This window comes from Dermatophilaceae bacterium Soc4.6, from assembly GCA_039889245.1.
Taxonomy (GTDB): domain Bacteria; phylum Actinomycetota; class Actinomycetes; order Actinomycetales; family Dermatophilaceae; genus Lapillicoccus.
In genome coordinates this window covers 2,864,783-2,882,833 of record JAZGVH010000002.1, presented here as the reverse complement: position 1 = coordinate 2,882,833, position 18,051 = coordinate 2,864,783, and the positions used below count along the sequence as shown (strand labels likewise).

Here is an 18,051-nt window from a genome sequence, read left to right as displayed (position 1 = left end):
GCCGTCCTGCGACCGACCTTCGCAGGCACGACCACGGCTCACCAGCCGTCGGTCAGCACCGAGTCGAGCGCGTGCAGCACGACGTCGGCGCTGTCCCGCGTCAGGCACATCGGCGGCTTGAGCTTCAGCACGTTGGCCCGCTCCCCCGCCGGCTGCACGATGATGCCAAGCTCGCGCAGCCGCTCGCAGACCGCCGCGCACTCGGCGGCTGCCGGCTCGAGGGTCGTGCGATCGCGCACCAGCTCGACCCCGAGGTAGAGCCCGGTGCCGTGGACCGCGCCGATGAGGGCGTGGCGCGCCATGAGCGCCGTGCAGCCCTCGAGCAGGTGGTCACCGACGGTCACGGCGTTGGCCTGCAGTCCCTCGTCGCGCATGACGTCCAGCACGGTCATGCCGGTGACGCACGAGACCGGGCTGCCCCCGGACGAGGAGAAGAACGAGCCGGCCGCCTCGAAGGCCGTGGCGATCTCGCGAGTGGTGATGACGGCGCCCAGGGGGTGGCCGTTGCCCATCGCCTTGGCGATCGTGATGACGTCGGGCACGACCCCCGACCGCTCGAACGCCCACCACCATCGCCCCGTGCGCCCGTAGCCGACCTGCACCTCGTCGGCGACCGTCAGACCGCCCACCGCCCGCACCGACTCGTAGGCCGCGGCGAGGTAGCCCTCGGGCAGGACCACCCCACCGGCGTTGCCGAGCAACGGCTCGCAGATGTATGCCGCCGGAGGCCGGCCGTCGGCGACCAGACCCTCGACCAGCTCCCGCAGCTCGGCGGCGTAGTCGGCGCCGGCGCTCGCGCCGCGGAAGCGTCCGCGGTAGGCGTTGGGCGCCGAGGCCAGATGGACCCAGTCGGGGCGGCTCTCGAGCGCCGACGGGTTGTCGTAGAGCGACGTCGTCACGGCATCCGAGAGCGCCGTCCAGCCGTGGTAGGCCTCGCGCACGGCGACGACATCGGCTCGGCCGGTGACCGTCTGGGCTATCCGCAGCGCCAGGTCGACCGCCTCCGAGCCGCTGTTGACCAGGAAGACCTGGTCGAGGCCGTCGGGGGCCAGGGCCGCCAGCCGCTCCGAGAACTGCACGATCGCCTCGTAGTGGAACCGCGAGTTGGTGTTGAGCAGGCGTAGCTGCGCGGCCACCGCGTCGGCCAGTCGCGGGTGCCCGTGCCCGATCGCCGCGACGTTGTTGACCATGTCGATGTAGGCGCGACCCTCGACGTCGACGAGGTGGTGGCGCCAACCGCGCTCGACGCGCATCGGCTCCACGTAGTAGCTCTCCTGCACCGACGCGAGTGCGCGGCGCCGTCGACGCAGCAGGTCGGCCGGGTCGGGACGAGGGGCGACGACGTCGACCCCGAGCAGCGGGGACGGGTCGGGGCAGAGAGCCAGCCAGCCCGCCGCCGTCGACGGGGCCGCGAAGGCCGGTGGGTCGAGCTGCGGTGCGACGCTCCACTGCAGGTGGACCGTCTCGCCCGTGACCATCCCCATCGAGGCGCCGACGTCCACCGGCTCACCGTCACCGACGGAGACGCCGACTCCGTCGACCAGGAGGCACAGCCCGCTGTCGTGCACCAGCCGGAAGGACGAATCCCGTTCGTGGACAACGACTCCACCGAGTGGGGCAAGCAGCTCGACGCCTTCCTGAGCAACGACCTCCACACCGAGGGCCACCGTCTCGGGCTCGGTGAGGCTGTCGAGCCGGGTGCGGGTGAGCCTCGCCTCACCCCACCGGGTCACTGCCGACCCTGCCGGCACCACCGGCACCGCCGACACCGCCCCCTTCCCTCGCCCCAGGCGTCCTGCCGCCTCACGCAGGATCTCGGCCTCGGCACCCGCCTCGAGGAACCGCCCGGAGTGCAGCAGGGGGCTGGTCACCGACAGGTCGACCACCGCCGTCTCGCCCGGACCCCCGGCCAGCACGGGCGCTGCCCAGCGTACCGCCGCATGCGCGGCCTCGTGCCGGTCTGCCACGGGCAGCCCGAGCCCGGCCCGCAGGAGCGCCTCGGCCAGGTCGAGACCGACTGCCCGGGCGGAGTCGAGGATGCGCCACTCCCCCTCGAGCGGCTCGGCGAGGTCGGCGTTGTCGGGGTCGAGCCCCAGCTGGTGCTCCGTGCTCGCGACCAATACGGCCCCCCGAAGCACCAGCAGCGGCCACAGCGCGGCGATCTCGGCGTCGGTCAGGGGCACCACCTCGTGGAAGGCGCGCACGGCCGGCAACAGGTCGGCGAGCCCCTGCCCGGGATGACGCAGCACGCAGGAGCAGGTCACCGCGAGGTCGCCCACGAGCCAGCTGCGGCTGAGGTCACCGAAGTCGATCACCGCGTCCGGGCGCACCCGGCCCGCCGCGTCACGCGACCCGACGACGTTGTCGTCGGTGAGGTCGGCGTGGATCGGCCCGGTGCGCAGCCGGTCCGCCACCTCGGCCAGCCGCGCGGAGGCGAGCGCCGCCGCCTCGGCGACCACGGCCCGACGTCCGGGGTCACCCACCGAGGGCAGGAGCTGCTCGATGACGGTGTCTGCGCGTCGCAGGTCCCACTGCGTGGCGCGGTCGAGCCCACTGTGCTCGAAGGCCGACAGAGCCGAGCAGACCTGTGCCGACATCCGCCCCAGGTCGGAGACCACGTCGGCTGAGAGTCGACGGGCACCCGACAGCGGCGTGCCCTCGACGTAGGTGAGCAGGCGCACCAGCACTGTGCCCTCACCGTCGCCCTCGCCGTCGGCCACCTCGTGGAGCAGGCGCCCGTCGAGCGCCGCCAGGGGCACAGGTGCGGTCAGCTCGCGGTGGTGGGTCGCCAGGTGCACCAGCGCGAGGTTCTGGGCCTCGAGCGCCGCGGCCCCCCAGCCGCGGTTGGCGACCTTGAGCACCACCCTGCGCTCACCGGTGTCGATCCGGAAGTTGCGGTCCTGCTGGCTGCCCAGCTCGACCACCGGCCCCGCGACGCCCCACAGCTCACGGGCGATGACAGCGGCGCGGGCCGCGTCGACCGAGGGTCGGGGGGATACCTCGAGGGAGAAGTCGTCGACCTGCATCGGTGTGTGTCGTCCGTCGTCGTGGCAGCCCGAGTCGTCGGGGGTCGATGGAAAGGTCGACCAGCTCGATCGTAGGGGGATCAGCCCCCGGGGACCCCGGACGGCACGACGACCACGGGGCAGTGGGCGTGGTGCAGCACGTGCTCGCTCACCGAGCCCAGGACCAGGCCCTTGAACAGGCCGCGCCCCCGGCTGCCGACGACCACGAGCGTGGCGTCCTCGGACGCGTCGACGAGTGCCCCACCCGGGCCACCCGCCGGCACCAGCACATCGACCGGCAGGCCGGGGAAGGCCGTGCGGGCGGGCTGGAGCATCGCCTCGGTCAGCTCCACCTGGCCGCGACGGACCGCCTCGCGGATCTCGTCGCGCACGCTCTCGACCGCGCGGACGTCGTCGATCGTGATGTCACCGGGCCAGGCGTGCACGACCGACAGCCGGCAGCCGTGCTCGGAAGCCCAGTGGGCGGCGAAGCGGAGGGCGGAGGTCGCGCTGGGCGACCCGTCGAGCCCGACGACGACCCGCGGGGCGGCCGACGGGCGCGGTGCGACCCGCACGACGACGACCGGGCACACGGCGTGCCCGGCGACGCGGGCGGCAGTCGAGCCCACCACCAGCGCGCCCGCCGCGGTGTGGCCCCGCGTGCCCACGACCACGAGGGCCGCGTCGTGCGACGCGCGGACGAGGGCTTGGGTGGGCGTCTCGTTGGACTGCGACGAGGTGGTGGGAAGGTCGGGGGCGATGGCGGCCAGGCGCTCCGCCGCCTGGGTCAGCGACCACTGCGGGTCGTACCACGCCATGGGCGCGACGAACAGCGGTGAGACGGTGACGGCGTCCATCTCGAAGGCGTGGAGCAGATGGAGCGGCCGACGAGCGCGACCGGCCTCCGCTGCCGCCCAGTCGAGGGCGAGCCCGCCGGCCCCGGAGCCGTCGACACCGACGACGATCGGGCGCACCACCGCCGGCGGTGGCTCGGCGTGCGACTGGGCCTCCTCGTGCGACTCGGTCTGCACGGCCTCGTAGGACGCCGCCTCGAGCCGGGTGACGACGGAGCCGGAGACGATCCCCCCCGTGTGCGAGGGCATCAGGCGTCCTGGGCCGGCACCAGCCGGGGTCGCACGACCGCGACCGGGCAGGGGACCCGGCGCAGCACGCCCTGGCTCACCGACCCGAGCAGCAGCCCACGCACGTCACCCCAGCCCCGGCTGCCCACGACCAGCAGCTCGGCGCCGTCAGCCTCGGCCACGAGGGCGTCGGTGGGCGACTTGCGGATGACGTGAGTGCGCACGTCGACGTCGGGGTAGAGCGCGGCATGGCCCGCGATCGACTCAGCGGTCGCGGCGACCTCGAGCTGCCCGGCCTCGCGGAAGCGGTTGCCGGACGGCGTGCGCACGTCGACCCCCTTCACGGCGTCAGGGTTCCATCCGTGAATCACCGTGAGGCCGATGCCGCGGGCGTCAGCCTGAGCGAACGCGAAGTCGACGGCCGCCATGGAGACGGCCGAGCCGTCGACCCCCACGACGACCCGGGGACGGCTCTCCGGGGACGGGACGGGAGCGGAGTGACGCACCACCACCACCGGGCAGGTGGCCTGCGAGACGACCTGCAGCGACGTGGACCCGAGCACCAGCGTGCCGAGGCGGCCGTGGCCGTGCGTGCCGACGACGAGGACATCCGCGGTGCGCGAGGCGTGCACGAGCACGTCGAGCGCGCGCAGGCGCTCTGCCGTGCCGTGGACGGCGTGGCCCGGCGCGAGCTCGTGCACCCGCGCCACGGCGGCGTCGAGCACCTCGGTCGAGCTGTCGTCGGCCGAGTCCATGACGATCGCGCCCGCCATGACGTCGGGGTAGACCGGCTCGGCGGCACAGACCAGGTGCAGGGGCCGGTGGCGGCGCACCGCGTCCTCGACGGCCCAGTCGAGGGCGGCACTGGCCGAGCCGTCGGCGTCGAGCCCGACGACGACCGCTCCGTGGCTCGGGTCGGTGGTCGACGTCAGGTCGGATCGGGTGGTGGTGTCGGCGGTGCTCATGCTGGTGCTCCTGTCGAGATGGGTGGGTGAGGATCCGGCGGGGGTCAGCGCAGGACCGGGAAGCGCCGCACGATGCTCAGCCGCTCGTAGGCAGCAGCGAGGCCCCACGTGTGCCCCGCACCGAGGCCGGCGATCAGCACGAGGGTCATGGCGTAGATGAGGTGGTCGTCCATGAAGATGTTGCTCGACGGGGGCAGGGCGGCCGACCACATCAGCACGAGCAGGAGCACGCCGGAGGTCGTGGCCAGGCGGGAGGCGACGCCGAAGGCGAGTGCCCCACCGATGCCGAGCAGAGCGAGCATGAAGAGCCAGTTGGCCCATCCGGCTCCGGCCATGGCTCCGTACATTCCTGAGAAGGGACCGGTGGCGTGCGAGAGGAAGCCCTTCGTCGGCGAGCCGCCGTGGATCCACGCGGCCGGGCCAAAGAGCGAGGTGACACCCGTCTTCGCGTCCTTGCCGGTCTCGTGGCCGAGGGCGAAGAGCTTGTCGAAGAACGCCCACAGGAAGACGAAGGCGATGCTCAGCCGGATGACGGCGGCGGTGCGGTGCACCAGCGGGCTGTCGTACGGCGAGCGTCCGGCCCGGGCCGGGGGCCCGGCGGTGCGGTCTGCGGTCGGCTGCGGGGCCTTGCGGGAGGTGCTGGTGCTCACGGTGTGCTCCTGGTCTCGGGGTCGGCCTCCCGGGCCGATAACGTCAGCCTCGTCTCCGAAGCGCCTGCGCGACAGGGACCTTGGGCCCCTCCTGCGCTAGTGATGATTCCCAGGAAGGGGAATGAGCCGCACCGGGCACTGCGCTTTGCGCTGGGCTGCGGCCGCGATCGCCGGGAAGGCCCCCAGCTGGTCCTCGCCCAGCACCAGGACACTGGCGCCGGTCGTCCTCGACACGAGCACCGCCACCGGATCCCCCCCGACCACCTCGAAGGTCGCGCGGACCCGGCTGTGCCGGGCCAGGGCGTGCATGGCAGCCGCGAAGGTGCGCTCGTCGGCATCCGGTGCCGTCGACGACTCGGGCAGCACCTGCACGAAGCGCACGGCACACTGGCGCATCGCCGCCTCCTCGACCGCCGCCCGCGCCACCGCGTCGGCGGACCCGTCGTTCACCAGGCCCGCCACCACCTCACGCATCGGCGAACGGCGGTGGTAGACACCCGGCAGTCCCGGGGTGGAGGCGAGCGGACCGGCGGTCTCTTGGTCAGGCAAGACGGATCCCTTCGTGGGTCGTCACCGACGGGCTACCCGACCGGCGAAGCAGCCCGTGGCAGCCACGGGGCTCGTCAGCCATGCTGGGCCAGGTCGACCACGGTCGGACACGGCCGAAGGTCCCGTGACCACCGCGCCGCAGAGCGGCATGATGTCGTCATGACGCCACCCCCACCCCTGTCGCGACCCCTTGGCGGGCCCGTGGGCGGTGGCCTCGCCGGGCTGGGCCACCTCGAGCTGGACGACCTGCTCACCGAGCTGCGCTCGCGAGCCGTCGCCGCCCAGGCCAGCCACGACCGACTGGGGCAGCTGCTGGCGGCGGTCGTCGCGGTCGGCTCCGACCTCGACCTGCCCGAGGTGCTGCTGCGGATCGTCCACTCGGCGTGCGCGCTGGTCGGTGCGCGGTACGGCGCCCTCGGCGTGCTCGGGGGCGACGGTGAGCGCCTCGTGGAGTTCATCACCCACGGGGTCAGTGACGAGGAGCGCGCGACGATCGGGGAGCTCCCCAGCGGTCACGGGGTGCTCGGGCTGCTCATCCGCGACCCCCGCACGCGGCGGATCGCCGACATCGGCGCCCACCCCGACTCCTTCGGCTTCCCCCCGGGCCACCCGCCCATGACCAGCTTCATCGGCACGCCGATCAGCACCCGCGGCGAGGTCTTCGGCAACCTCTACATCGCTGAGAAGATCGGGGCCGAGGAGTTCACCACCACCGACGAGTCGGTGCTGGAGGCGCTGGCGGCCGCGGCCGGTGTGGCCATCGAGAACGCCCGGCTCTACGACCTGTCACGCCGTCGCTCGCAGTGGAGCGAGGTGGCACGCGAGCTGACCCACGCCCTGCTCACCGACGACGACGAGGACGCCGCGCTCGAGACCCTCGTCGGCGCCGTCAAGAGGGTGACCGGTGCGGCCAGCGTCGGCGTCGCACTCGACGACGGGGACCTGCTCGTGCTGCGCCCGGTCGGTGACGCCAGCGAGGCGAGGACGCTGCAGGGTCCCCTGTGGGAGGGGCTGCGCTCGGTTCGCCAACCCGTGCGCTTCACGCCCAGCGGGCCGTCGGGTCTCGCGACCGGGGCGATGGAGGAGCTCGCGACCCTGCTCGGGGCGGACCGGGCCGGCGAGGGGGTCGTCGCCCCGCTGGCCCGCGTCGGCGACCGCACCGGGGTGCTGCTCGCCGTCTGGTCGGCCGCCGGGAGCAACGACGTGCCCCTGCACCTCGACGCCCTCGGTGACGTCGCCCAGCAGGCCGGGCTGGCCCTCCTCGCCGGCCGCGCCCGCCGCGACGAGGCCCGGTTGTCGATGCTCGACGATCGCGCCCGGATCGCCCGGGACATGCACGACCACGTCATCCAACGGCTGTTCGCCACCGGGCTCTCGCTGCAGGCCGCGACCGCCGTGGTCGACCAGGACGTGGTGCGCGAGCGGCTCGACAACGCGGTCGACGAGCTCGACACCGCGATCAAGGAGATCAGGCTCACCATCTTCCAGCTGCAGGACCCCCGCGCCCGACAGCTCGGAGAGCACCTGCGTCACCTCGTGCAGGTGCTGTCGCACAGCGCCGGCCCCACCCCGGTCCTCACGCTCGACCCCGCGCTCGCGACCCTGCCGACCACCCTCGTCGACGACGTCGTCGCGGTGGTCCGCGAGGGCCTGTCCAACGCGGTCCGGCACGCTCGGGCCAGCACGTTGTCGGTCGACGTCGGCGAGCACGACGGGCACATCGTCGTGCGGGTCGACGACGACGGCGTCGGGCTCGACCCCAGCCAGGTGCGCAGCGGGCTGGTCAACCTCGGTGACCGGGCGGCGCGCCGTGACGGCAGCTTCGTGGTCGAGCGGCGCGAGCCGAGCGGCACCACCCTGCAGTGGCGAGCACCGTTGCCGAAGAGCTGAGCCCGGATGGGGTGCCGCACGGTGGACACGGGACCAAGGTCCCGACGGCGCGGCCCCATACGGCGCAGGGTGGGTGGGGGCGCTTCGACGCGCCGACACCCGCCACCCCCCGCCACCACCCGCCACCACCCGCCAGAACAGCCGAGGAGGAAGACGTGCTCGTCCGCGACATCATGACCACCCCCGTCACGAGCGTCGGTGGGACCACCTCGTGCGCCGAGGCGCTGATGCTGCTGGGGCAGCGCCGGCTGACGGCTCTGCCCGTCGTCGACGCACGTGGCGCGGTCGTCGGCCTGCTCAGCGAGGTCGACCTGCTGCGCGCGACCCTCGAGGCCGACCCTCGGTCGCACCTGAGGCCCACCCAGACCCACGGCGAACCCCTGCCACCGGTGGTGGCCGACCTGATGACCCGTGCGCCTGTCACCGTGGTCGAGGACGACGACGTGGCCCAGGTTGCCCACCTCTTCGTCCGCACGTCGTTCAAGAGCTTTCCGGTGGTGCGTGACGGGCTGCTGGTGGGGGTCCTCAGCCGCAGCGACGTCGTCCGGGCCCTGGCCCGCCCGGAGGCGGTCGTCCTGGCCGAGGTGGCGGCCGTGCTGGCCGAGCTGGGCGCCCCGGGCTGGAGGGCGAGCCTCGTCCGGGGCGAGGTGCTGGTCACCGGTCCGGCCACTGCCCGCGACGAGGACCTCGCCACCCGGTTGGCGGCCTCGGTGCTCGGGGTGCGGTCGGTCCGGGTCGCGGCGACGGGAGCGGGGTCGTGATCAGGGTCTACCTGCTCGACGACCACGAGATCGTGCGCCGTGGGCTGCGCGAGCTGCTCGAGGCCACCGGCACGATCGAGGTGGTCGGAGAGAGCGGACTGGCGCACGAGGCGGCCCGACGCATCCCGGCACTGCGGCCCGACGTGGCGATCTTCGACGCACGCCTCCCCGACGGGTCGGGGATCACCGCGTGTCGCGAGGTGCGCGCGGTCGACCCGTCGATCAAGGGCATCGTGCTGACCTCCTACGACGACGAGGAGGCCATCGCGTCAGCGGTCCTCGCGGGCGCGTCGGCGTTCCTGCTCAAGGACATCCGGGGCAACGGGATCGTCGACGCCATCCACCGGGTGGCCGTGGGCGAGAACCTGCTCGACACGGCGCCCGCCCGCCTGCTCGCCAACCGGTGGAACGCGGGCACCGAGACCGACCCGCGGCTGCGGCTGCTCACTCCCCAGGAGCGGCTCATCCTCGATCACGTCGCGCGCGGGCTGACCAACCGGCAGATCGCCGAGGCCATGCACCTGGCCGAGAAGACGGTGAAGAACTACATCACCTCGGTGCTCGCCAAGCTCGGCATGGAGCGACGCACCCAGGCGGCCGTGTATGCGGTGCAGCACCCGAGGACGGGTCGCGGCGGCGGGGGCTGAGCGGGCTGCAGCCGGCCGGCCAGCCCGTCAGCCGTGCTGGCTCGGGGTCTGACGGGCACCGGGTGACAGGACGAGGCGCCGACCGCTGACCTCGACCGGCTCGATGCGCAGGAACCAGGGCTTGCGTCCCTCCTGCCACGGCACCAGCGGCAGGCGCAGCGCCGAGAGGGTCTCCTCCCGCTCGAGGATCTTGCGGGCGGTGCCCCGCACGACGACGCTCCAGGCGGTGCCGGCGGTCAGGTCGTGCCCGTCGACCTCGAAGGCGACAGGACGCCCGGCCGCCGCGGCGAGCTTGGTGCCGGCGGCCGTCCGGATGACGATGCTGCCGTGGTCGACGAGGTGGTTGACCGGGAAGATGTCTGGTGCGCCGAGGTGGGTGACCGCGAGGCGACCGACCCCCTCGCGGCGCAGGAGCTCCCAGCACTCGTGCTGCGCGAGCTCCTCGGTCGAAGCGGTCGGGGAGGTGTCGGTGTCGTCCATGAGGTCGACGATGTCGCCCCGACGCGGTGGTGGGCAGGGACGTTGGTCCCGCCACAGGTGGCGGCGGGACCTTTGGCCGTGGCCGCGACAGGGGCAGGACGCTGACGCTGGGGCCATGCCCTCCCCGGACCAGCTCCCCGCCCACCCCCCGCACCGGCGGGGCACGCCGGTCGAGGTGGTCGTCGGCATCCTCGACGACCTCGGCGCGGTCCCGCTGGTGCACACCGCCCTTGCCGAGGCCCTGGCCCGCCGCGGGTCGGTGCGCGTCGTGCGGGTGCTGCCCCCCGGATCCGCGCCCCACGAGGTGCTCGCGGCCGACTCTCTGGCGTATGCCGTGACCCGCGCCGCGTGGGAGGACGGGGTGACGGTGCCCTCGACCTTCGAGGTCGCCGTCGGCGACCCTGTCGAGGTGCTCACCGAGCGGGCCCGCGACGCGACGCTGCTCGTGGTCGGGGCCGACCGCGACGGCAGCACCGTCGCGCAGCGGTGCCGGGAGAGCGGAGCCTGCACCGTGATGACGGTGGACGTCGGCTAGCGACGGGCCGAGACCGCCGCGGGAACCGTGAGGCGGGCGACCCGGCCCAGCTCGCCGGACGCCCAGCAGACCGAGCCGCTCGTGCACTGCACCGAGTCGAAGGACCCGGTGTCGAAGGTCTGCCAGGTGCGGCCACCATCGGTCGTCACGTCGGAGCCCGTCGGCCCGACCGCGAGGGCCTCGGCGCCCGCGCCGGGCACCCACGAGGAGCCGGAGCGGTAGCCACCGGTGGCGGTCGTCGGCTGCTGCCAGGTGGCGCCGCCGTCGTCCGACCACGACGCGGCGTGGGCCGTCACCTCCGGCTTGCGGAAGTTGCCGCCGACAGCGATCCCGTGGCGGGCGTCGCGGAACTGCACCGAGAAGACCCCCGCCGTCGGGGCTCCTCGCACGGTCGTGTCGGCTGCCTGCCAGACTCGGCCCCCGTCGTCGCTGCGCAGCACGCGGGCCCGGGCCATCGCGCCTCCGGTCGCGAGGTACACCCGCTGGCCCTGGCCGGCGCTGAGGCAGGTGCCGCTGGCGGCGAAGCCCGCCTCACCGTCGAGCGCCGGCGGCATCCCGACGGTCGCCACGCGGGTCCAGGTGCGACCGCCGTCGACCGTCTCGACGAGACGGAACCTGCCGTCGACCGGGTCGCTGCTCGCCACGCCCCGGTTGGGCGTGGTGAAGGCGAGGCAGTCGTAGAAGGCGGTGGCCTCGTGGTTGACGAACGAGAGCGACCACGTGGCCCCGCCGTCCTGCGTGCGGTAGATGCGCGAGTCGGTACCCGTGCCGATCGAGAGGATGACCGCGGTCGTCGCCGAGAAGGCCTCGACGTCGCGGAACTGGAAGGCCGCGTTGGCCCCCGCGAGCCTCGGCCCCACCGACGCCCACGTGACGCCGCCGTCGATGGTGCGCAGCACGGTGCCGTTGGTGCCGCTCACCCACGCCACCTGGTCGTCGACCGCCGAGAGCCCGCGGAAGCGCTCGGCCGACCCGGTCGCGAGGAGCGACCAGGCCAGGGGTGGGGTGTCCGCGCCGGCAGCAGGGGCGGAGGGGGCGGAGACCACGGCCGCCGAGAGCGCCGTCACCCCCGCCAGGAGCAGGGCCAGGAGGGGGCGACGACGGGTCATGGGTGTGAAACCTAGACCCGCGGCGACCGGCTGACCACCGGCGGGCCGCCCCGCGCTGAGCGCGCCGGGCGCATATCATCATGAATCATGACGACCGGGGGGAGAGGTGCGGGTGGCTGAGACACCGACGGGTGCGGCCACCCAGGCGCAGCTCTACTCCTACGCCGTGGAGCACCCGAACTGGACCCGCGAGTCGGCTGCCGACCACTTCGGGCTCGGCCTCGACGACATCGCCCGCGCCGAGGAGGCGCTCGTCGGGCTCCGGCTGCTCCAGCCGACGGACGCGGCCGACCGGTCGTATGCCGCCGTGTCACCCGAGATCGCGGTGGCCGACAGCACCCACGACGACCTGAGACGCATCCGCACCCTCAACGAGGCCGTCGAGACCGCACGGTCGGGGCTGGCCCTCTTCGAGCAGGTCTACGCGACCGCGCGGTCCCGTCGGCAGCAGTCCGACCATCAGATCGAGCTGGTCGACACCCCGGCCACCGTGGCGCGGGTGGTCAGCGACGCCGCGGCCCGCTGCGCGGTGCGGGCGTACATCATGCATCCGCGCGTCGACTTCCGGGCCGAGATGCACCGGGCGTCCGCGATCTACGACCGGGAGCTCGTGGAGCGCGGCGTCGAGCGTCGCAACCTCTACCACGTCGGCACCCTGACCAACGCCGCCACCCGCAAGGCGGTCGCCGAGCTCGAGCCGATCGGGGTGAAGTTCCGCACGCTGCCCGTCGTGCCCGTGCACGCCATCATCTACGACGACGACCTCGCGATCATCTCGCGCCGCTCCTCGGACGACGACCGGGCCGCGATCGTCATCCGGGACCCCCAGGTGGTGCAGCTGGCCCGTCATCTCTACGAGACGGTGTGGGACTGCGCCGCGCCGTTCACCCCCGGTGACACCGGCCCCGCGGGCGTCGGCCCCACCCCGGCCCAGCAACGGATCCTCGAGGGGCTGGCGGCCGGTCTGACCGACGAGGTGGTGGCCCGACGCGCGGGGGTCCACGTGCGCACGGTCCGTCGCAACATCACCGTGCTCTGCGAGCTCACCGGGGTGGAGTCGCGCTTCCCGCTGGCCCTGCGGGCTCGTGAGCTGGGCTGGCTCTAGCCCGTCTGCTCGACGGTGGGGCCGAGGGTGACCCGGTCCATCACGGTGGCTCCGCGCACCCGCCGCAGCCGCAGGAACTGGGTCGGGCCGGCGTCCATCACCACGGCATCGGCGTCGGCGGGCAGTCGCTCGTCACCTCCTCTTCGCAGTCGGCCGAACTGCTCCTCGGCCTCGGGTCGGGGCAGCGGGCCGACGAGCTCGATCTGGTAGTTCGCCGAGGTGCGCTTGTAGCCGGTCTCGATGACGATCGCGTAGTCGTTCATGGTGAATCCTCTCGTGGGACGTGACGGGTCGGGTGGGGTGGCTGGGTGGGGTGGGGGTGGGACGTCAGTCGGCCCAGGCGTCCCTGCTCCAGGTGAGTCTGCCCAGGTGGGAGAGCAGGTCGGCGGACGTCGACTCGTAGTCCACCCGCAGGCCGAAGGGGGCGAGCACACCGTCCACGCCCTCCGCGTCGATCTCCAGGGCGGCGGCGACCTGCGAGCGCACGGCCGCGATGCGGTCAGCCGCGGTCGGCCCAGGCTCGTGCGTAGACACCGAGAACCGCCTCCTCCCGGGGCAGGAAGCCCAGTCGGTTGAGCATCATGTGCCCGTGGTGGAACGTCAGGTGCTGGGGTGAGCGGTCGACCCCGGCCGTCCGCGCCCGCTCGAGGTAGGCGTCGACGGCCGTGCCCCAGCGTCGACGCCAGGCGCCGACGCCGGGCAGTGCGCTGACCCGCTCCATCGAGTCCACCACCCTCTCACGCCGCTCGTCGACGCGCTCACGCATGGTGCTGCGCACGGCGGGCCCCCTGCGCCCGAGCTCGGCCGTCCACCACTGGAGGTGACGGTCCCAGTAGGCGTCGGCATCGACCCGCCGTCGGGAGGGCACCTGCGCGTGGGGTCCGCCCACGAGGGCCGCGACCCCGTCGGCGAGGAGCAGCGCGGCCAGCCCGGCGCGGTCGTGGCCCTTGTCGAGCCGGCCGCACGCCCACAGCCCGAGGTCGGAGGAGAACTCGAAGAGCTCCTCGGCGAGCCCGAGGCCCACGGCTCCGCCGTACTTGGCGACCTCCGGCTCGTAGATCGAGGCCCGCACGCCCGTGGCGGACCGCCCCTCGTAGGCCCGACGATCCACCGGGGCGATGAAGCAGTGCTCGGCGGGTCGGGCGCTCATCAGGTCGCCGAGGTCTGCCTCCAGCTCACGGTGGACCCGTTGGAGGTGGTCGAGCACGGGTCGCCGGCCGAGCACCCGCAGCCGCACGTGCGGACCGTAGTCGTCCAGGTAGCGGATGTAGAACCAGCGGCGGATGCCGTGGGCGCGCGCCTCGGCGATTACGGGCGGGAGCAGGTCGCCGATGAGCGGGTCGGCGCCGTCGAAGCCCTGGGTGTAGATGCGGACGAACCACCACTGGTCGGCGAAGACGTCGTCATCGAGGAGGGCGCCGGGGTAGGCGCTGCGAGCCGTGGTCACCGGCCCGTCCCCGGGTCGTCACCGTCGACCGCGGCAGCCGGGGCCGGCCGGGCCCACCGCAGGTGGGTGAGGTGCTCGACGACGGACGACGTGCCGTCGGTGGCGGTCAGCCACAGGTCGGTGTCGCCCGGGGCGACCTCGGTGAAGGTCAGGCCCTGCACGGCGCTGTCGAGCGGCGTCAGGAGCTGAGCGACGCTGTGGGGGCTGAGGAACGACAGGAACGAGGGCTTGCGCTCGTCGGTGGCGAAGCCTCCGCCGGCGGCCCTCACCCGCAGGAAGACGTGGTCGGGGATGCCCTCCCCGCGCCGCCAGACGTTGAGCCGGCGCAGGAAGGAGGCCGCCGACTCACCCGTCGCTGCCCGTGGCAGGTCGGCCGCCCGCACCGTCCAGGTGGCCCGTCGCACGACCAGCCGTCCGCGCTGGCGCCGGGGCAGGATGCGGGTGCCCTCCCCCTGCGCCGGCAGGGGGGGCAGCCGGCGCCAGGCCGACGAGGCCCCGTTGACCCAGGGGTCGGCCAGCATCGCCAGGACCCGCTCGGCCCCGCCGAGCAGGTGCGCCGGGACGAGACCCATGTAGACGGGGGCGACCGGGCTGCCGTCGCCCGCGCTGAACTCCAGCACCTGCCGCTCGGCGTCGTGCGTGAGCACCAGGTCGCCGAGGTCGAGGGAGCCCACCGGGTCGCCGGACAGCGGTCGCTCCGTGGGCCACCGCAGCCGGGGGAAGGTGCCCTCGCAGGCCGACTGCATGTCGTTGGTGTCGCACGAGGCGACGAACTCCACGACCCGGGCGCCGGGGTAGAGCTGCGCGGACCACGACTGCAGGGCCTGGCGCAGGGAGCCGCGGTCGAGGCCGTGGAAGCGGCTGACCAGCGAGCCGCTCCCGGTGTGCAGCTGGTTGACCACCAGGGCGAAGTCTCCCCGTCGGACGTCCTCGAAAGACGACGCGGCCAGCTGGTAGAGCACCGACGTCGACGGCGGTCCACTGGTGTGACCGACCGGGAGGCTGGCCCGCGGGGTGGGGGTCCCCTTGGTCGCCTCGTCGGCCCGCACGGCGCGCAGGACCCCGGCCAGCCCGTCCGCACCGGTGTCGAACACGGTGGAGAGGAAGTCGACGAGGTCGTCGCAGCTCCCCCCGACCCCGTAGCGAGCCGTGAAGCGATCGAGCAGCAGGTCGTAGAGGTGCGAGCGGAAGACCATGGGGCGCAACGCCGCTCCCAGTGAGAGCAGCTCGTCGTCCACGACCCGGCCCAGGGGCTCGCCCGTCAGGGCCGTCGTGGTGCTGATGTCGGAGTAGACGGTGAAGGCGGCCTCGGAGGCGGCGACGCCGAAGGCGGCGATCGCCTCCTCCGCCCGGGCCCGGACCGCGACGAGGGCCCGGCCCCGCTCGGGCCCGAGCACGGCGGCGAGCGCGGCGACGTCAGCGCCCAGCCCCCGCAGGGTGGTCGCGACGGCCCGGGCCTGCTCGTTGCCCAGCCGTTCGAGCGCCTCGGCCAGACGGCTGAGCCGGTCGGTCTCGCCGTAGGCCCACGGCGCGACCACCCGCAGCACCCCGACGTCGACGAGCCGTCGGACGGCGGCGAAGGCGTCCTCTCCGCCGACCGCGGCGAGGTAGTCACCAGCCGGTCGTCGGCCGAGGAGCTGCAGCTTGCCGAGGATCCGGCCGAGCTCCTGCAGGTGCACCGACCGGTCCTGGCGCCAGGCGAACCCCTCCTGGCGCATCACCTCCGGGACGAGCACGGCGTCGGCCAGCGGGTTGCGGCCGGGCGTCCACAACGGCTCGAGCTCGAAGGCCTGCAGCAGGTGCTCGTCGGCGGCCAGGGCGTCGAGCCATGCGACGAGGTGCACGAGCGAGACGGTGAGGCCCTCGACCGGCGCCCCCCGACGGGCCGCTGGACACTCCCCCAACTCCTCCGACTCCCCCGGCTCGCCGGTCAGGTCGATCGACGCGGAGACCGATGTCAGCCACGAGAAGGGGCTCGTCTTGCGGGCCGCCCGGGTGACGTAGGCCCCGACGCTGCGGGCGGCGCGCCTGCCCGGCCGCAGGTCTGCGGTGCGCAGCGACTGCCCCAGCCAGGGGCTCGCCTGGGCGATGCCCGCCGCCAGCCGCTCGTCGCAGAGCGCCTGCCGCAGCGCCTGCCCGGCCCGCTCGCTCTCGTCGGCGTGGGTCGTCTCGAGCTGGGCCAGCAGCTCCTCGCGCCGTCCGGTCACCAGGACCCACTGGTCGAAGAGGTCGCGAGCGCCCCGGTCGAGGCGGTCCTGCAGGGCCGTGGCCACGCGCTCGGTCTCGTCGGGGCGCGGTCGCCGGGTGCCCGAGGCGCACGTGCGCCGGACGGCGAGGACGATCCGGCGGGTGGCGGTGTCGTCGTCCAGGGCCGGCACCAGCCGGTAGAGCAGGTCGCTGACCGTCTCGGCCAGCTCCTGCACGGAGCGGTCGACGACCTCCAGCTCGGCGCAGACGTCGTCGAACGACGTGGCGTCGAGGTCGAGGGCGGCGACCGACAGGCCGGCGACCCGGTCGACCCGGAAGGGGGCGAGGATCGCCGGCAGCGGGGCCGTCGCCTCCTCGGCGAGGGCGGTGCGGGTGCCGACGGTGGTCATCACAGGGCTCCGATCAGGTGGACGAGCGAGCGGGCGACGGAGAGGGCGATGACGAGGGCGATGACGAGGGCGAAGGCCAGGCAGGCGAGGCCGTAGCCGACCATGACCCGTCGTTCGCGGTCGCTGACCCGGTGCAGGTGAGCAGGCAGGGGGCTGCCGAGCACGCGGTGCACGACCAGGGCGAGGGACTTGCCGCGCAGGTTGACGACGCCGAAGGCGGCGGTGACCGCGTGATAGCCGTCCGACGGGGTGAAGGGGTTGAGGTTCATGGCAGTGAGGAGCACCTGCAGGACGAGCATGACCATGGCGAGCTGGCTGGTGGCGGTGCCGGCGGTCAGCGCGACCACACCGGCGACGCCGAACCAGACCTGGTCGGACAGTGGCCCGGCCAGCGAGATGAGGACCCGGGCCGGCCGACCCTGGACCCGGTGGGAGTCGGTGCGGTCGACGTAGCCGACCGGCATGACGTAGAGCATCAGCCCGACACCCGCCGACCGGACGGGCGCGCGGTGGTACTGGCAGACAAGCGCGTGCGACAGCTCGTGCAGCCCGATCTGCAGGACGAGCAGGGGAAGCAGCAGCCACGCGTGGGCCGGCATCGTCTCGACCCGCACGTGGGTCAGGGCGAAGGCCCCGACGGCCAGGCCGATCAGACCCAGGGTGAGCCAGACGCTGACGATCGCGGTCGCCGAGACGCGTCGCGCCGGCGCCACGACGGGCTCGAGGACTCGACCGACGTCGGTGACGAGGGGGAACCTGACGAGGTGCTCCTTGAGGGCGAAGCGGGAGGCCCTGGCCCGCACGTCCTCGTCCTGCGCCGGCTCGGTGAGGAAGCCGAGCTGCCGCAGCTCGCTCGCCATGACGGCGACCCGGGCGACGACAGGATCACCCTGCGACCACCCGGCCCGGCTCACGATGTCGGCGCCGGTGGTCTGGCCGTCGAAGCACAGGGTCAGGCGGTCGGCCCCGGGGGTCAGCGCGACATACCGGCCGCGGTGGGGGTCGTGCAGCATGGGGCGCCCGTCGAGGCCGGGCACGTGCTCCACGTCGGCGGCGAGCTCGGGGGTCGTCATGAGGAACCAGCGCACGGCGCTCTCGTCGAGGCCGGGCTCGGGTCGGGTCAGGTCCATGGTCATGTCAGGTCCTCGGGCGATGATCCCGGCGGGGCCGGGACGGGGGTGAGCGGGGTGTGGGCGGGTGGGGGCAGGAAGCCGGTGGGGTGGGGGCCG

17 protein-coding genes are annotated in these 18,051 nt (G+C 73.8%); 5 read left to right on the top strand and 12 right to left on the bottom strand.

The window, feature by feature from the left end; genetic code table 11:
* Positions 1-38 precede the first annotated feature (38 nt).
* From V3N99_13445 to V3N99_13425, 5 genes are all read right to left on the bottom strand, one after another.
* A complete protein-coding gene (locus V3N99_13445; GenBank protein ID MEO3937745.1) occupies positions 39-3,026 on the bottom strand; it encodes an aminotransferase in 2,988 nt (995 codons plus the stop codon).
* Positions 3,027-3,106: 80 nt separating this feature from the next.
* Complete coding sequence (locus V3N99_13440; protein MEO3937744.1) at positions 3,107-4,108, bottom strand: universal stress protein; 1,002 nt, start codon at positions 4,106-4,108, stop codon at positions 3,107-3,109.
* The gene (locus V3N99_13435; GenBank protein MEO3937743.1) at positions 4,108-5,052 is read right to left on the bottom strand and encodes a universal stress protein; all 945 of its coding nucleotides are present in this window, start codon (positions 5,050-5,052) and stop codon (positions 4,108-4,110) included. Before V3N99_13435 ends, V3N99_13440 begins: the two co-directional genes overlap by 1 nt.
* 44 nt (positions 5,053-5,096) lie before the next feature.
* Positions 5,097-5,702, bottom strand: coding sequence for a hypothetical protein (locus tag V3N99_13430; protein MEO3937742.1), 606 nt, complete (start codon positions 5,700-5,702; stop codon positions 5,097-5,099).
* A 96-nt stretch (positions 5,703-5,798) separates the two neighbouring features.
* Positions 5,799-6,251 carry a hypothetical protein gene (locus tag V3N99_13425; GenBank protein MEO3937741.1) on the bottom strand — a complete coding sequence of 151 codons (453 nt, stop codon included), beginning with the start codon at positions 6,249-6,251 and terminating at the stop codon, positions 5,799-5,801.
* A gap of 159 nt (positions 6,252-6,410) precedes the next feature.
* Here V3N99_13425 and V3N99_13420 point away from each other — a divergent pair, with 159 nt between their 5' ends.
* From V3N99_13420 to V3N99_13410, 3 genes are all read left to right on the top strand, one after another.
* Complete coding sequence (locus V3N99_13420) at positions 6,411-8,141, top strand: GAF domain-containing sensor histidine kinase (protein MEO3937740.1); 1,731 nt, start codon at positions 6,411-6,413, stop codon at positions 8,139-8,141.
* A 155-nt stretch (positions 8,142-8,296) separates the two neighbouring features.
* Entirely contained in the window at positions 8,297-8,902 is a 606-nt protein-coding gene (locus V3N99_13415; protein ID MEO3937739.1) for a CBS domain-containing protein, read from the top strand.
* Entirely contained in the window at positions 8,899-9,549 is a 651-nt protein-coding gene (locus V3N99_13410) for a response regulator transcription factor (protein MEO3937738.1), read from the top strand. The genes V3N99_13415 and V3N99_13410 overlap by 4 nt, the downstream gene beginning before the upstream one ends.
* Before the next feature lie 27 nt (positions 9,550-9,576).
* Here the strand turns inward: V3N99_13410 and V3N99_13405 are convergent, their stop codons facing one another.
* Positions 9,577-10,029, bottom strand: a complete 453-nt coding sequence (locus tag V3N99_13405; protein ID MEO3937737.1) for a pyridoxamine 5'-phosphate oxidase family protein — start codon at positions 10,027-10,029, stop codon at positions 9,577-9,579.
* 115 nt (positions 10,030-10,144) lie between these two features.
* Here V3N99_13405 and V3N99_13400 point away from each other — a divergent pair, with 115 nt between their 5' ends.
* On the top strand, positions 10,145-10,564 hold the full coding sequence (locus V3N99_13400; protein ID MEO3937736.1) for a hypothetical protein: 420 nt from the start codon (positions 10,145-10,147) through the stop codon (positions 10,562-10,564).
* Here the strand turns inward: V3N99_13400 and V3N99_13395 are convergent.
* Positions 10,561-11,673, bottom strand: coding sequence for an oxidoreductase (locus tag V3N99_13395; GenBank protein MEO3937735.1), 1,113 nt, complete (start codon positions 11,671-11,673; stop codon positions 10,561-10,563). The two genes, V3N99_13400 and V3N99_13395, sit on opposite strands and share 4 nt — an antisense overlap.
* A 112-nt stretch (positions 11,674-11,785) precedes the next feature.
* Here V3N99_13395 and V3N99_13390 point away from each other — a divergent pair, with 112 nt between their 5' ends.
* Positions 11,786-12,778 carry a hypothetical protein gene (locus V3N99_13390; protein ID MEO3937734.1) on the top strand — a complete coding sequence of 331 codons (993 nt, stop codon included), beginning with the start codon at positions 11,786-11,788 and terminating at the stop codon, positions 12,776-12,778.
* Here V3N99_13390 and V3N99_13385 read toward each other — a convergent pair.
* The 5 genes from V3N99_13385 to V3N99_13365 form a co-directional block, all read right to left on the bottom strand.
* Positions 12,775-13,041, bottom strand: coding sequence for a hypothetical protein (locus V3N99_13385; GenBank protein ID MEO3937733.1), 267 nt, complete (start codon positions 13,039-13,041; stop codon positions 12,775-12,777). The two genes, V3N99_13390 and V3N99_13385, sit on opposite strands and share 4 nt — an antisense overlap.
* A 64-nt stretch (positions 13,042-13,105) precedes the next feature.
* Entirely contained in the window at positions 13,106-13,312 is a 207-nt protein-coding gene (locus tag V3N99_13380; GenBank protein MEO3937732.1) for a hypothetical protein, read from the bottom strand.
* A complete protein-coding gene (locus V3N99_13375; GenBank protein MEO3937731.1) occupies positions 13,278-14,225 on the bottom strand; it encodes a thiopeptide-type bacteriocin biosynthesis protein in 948 nt (315 codons plus the stop codon). The genes V3N99_13380 and V3N99_13375 overlap by 35 nt, the downstream gene beginning before the upstream one ends.
* Positions 14,222-16,822: a lantibiotic dehydratase gene (locus V3N99_13370; GenBank protein ID MEO3937730.1), complete on the bottom strand. Its 2,601-nt coding sequence runs from the start codon at positions 16,820-16,822 to the stop codon at positions 14,222-14,224. Before V3N99_13370 ends, V3N99_13375 begins: the two co-directional genes overlap by 4 nt.
* Positions 16,822-17,958: a M50 family metallopeptidase gene (locus tag V3N99_13365; protein ID MEO3937729.1), complete on the bottom strand. Its 1,137-nt coding sequence runs from the start codon at positions 17,956-17,958 to the stop codon at positions 16,822-16,824. The genes V3N99_13370 and V3N99_13365 overlap by 1 nt, the downstream gene beginning before the upstream one ends.
* Between the last annotated feature and the right edge of the window lie 93 nt (positions 17,959-18,051).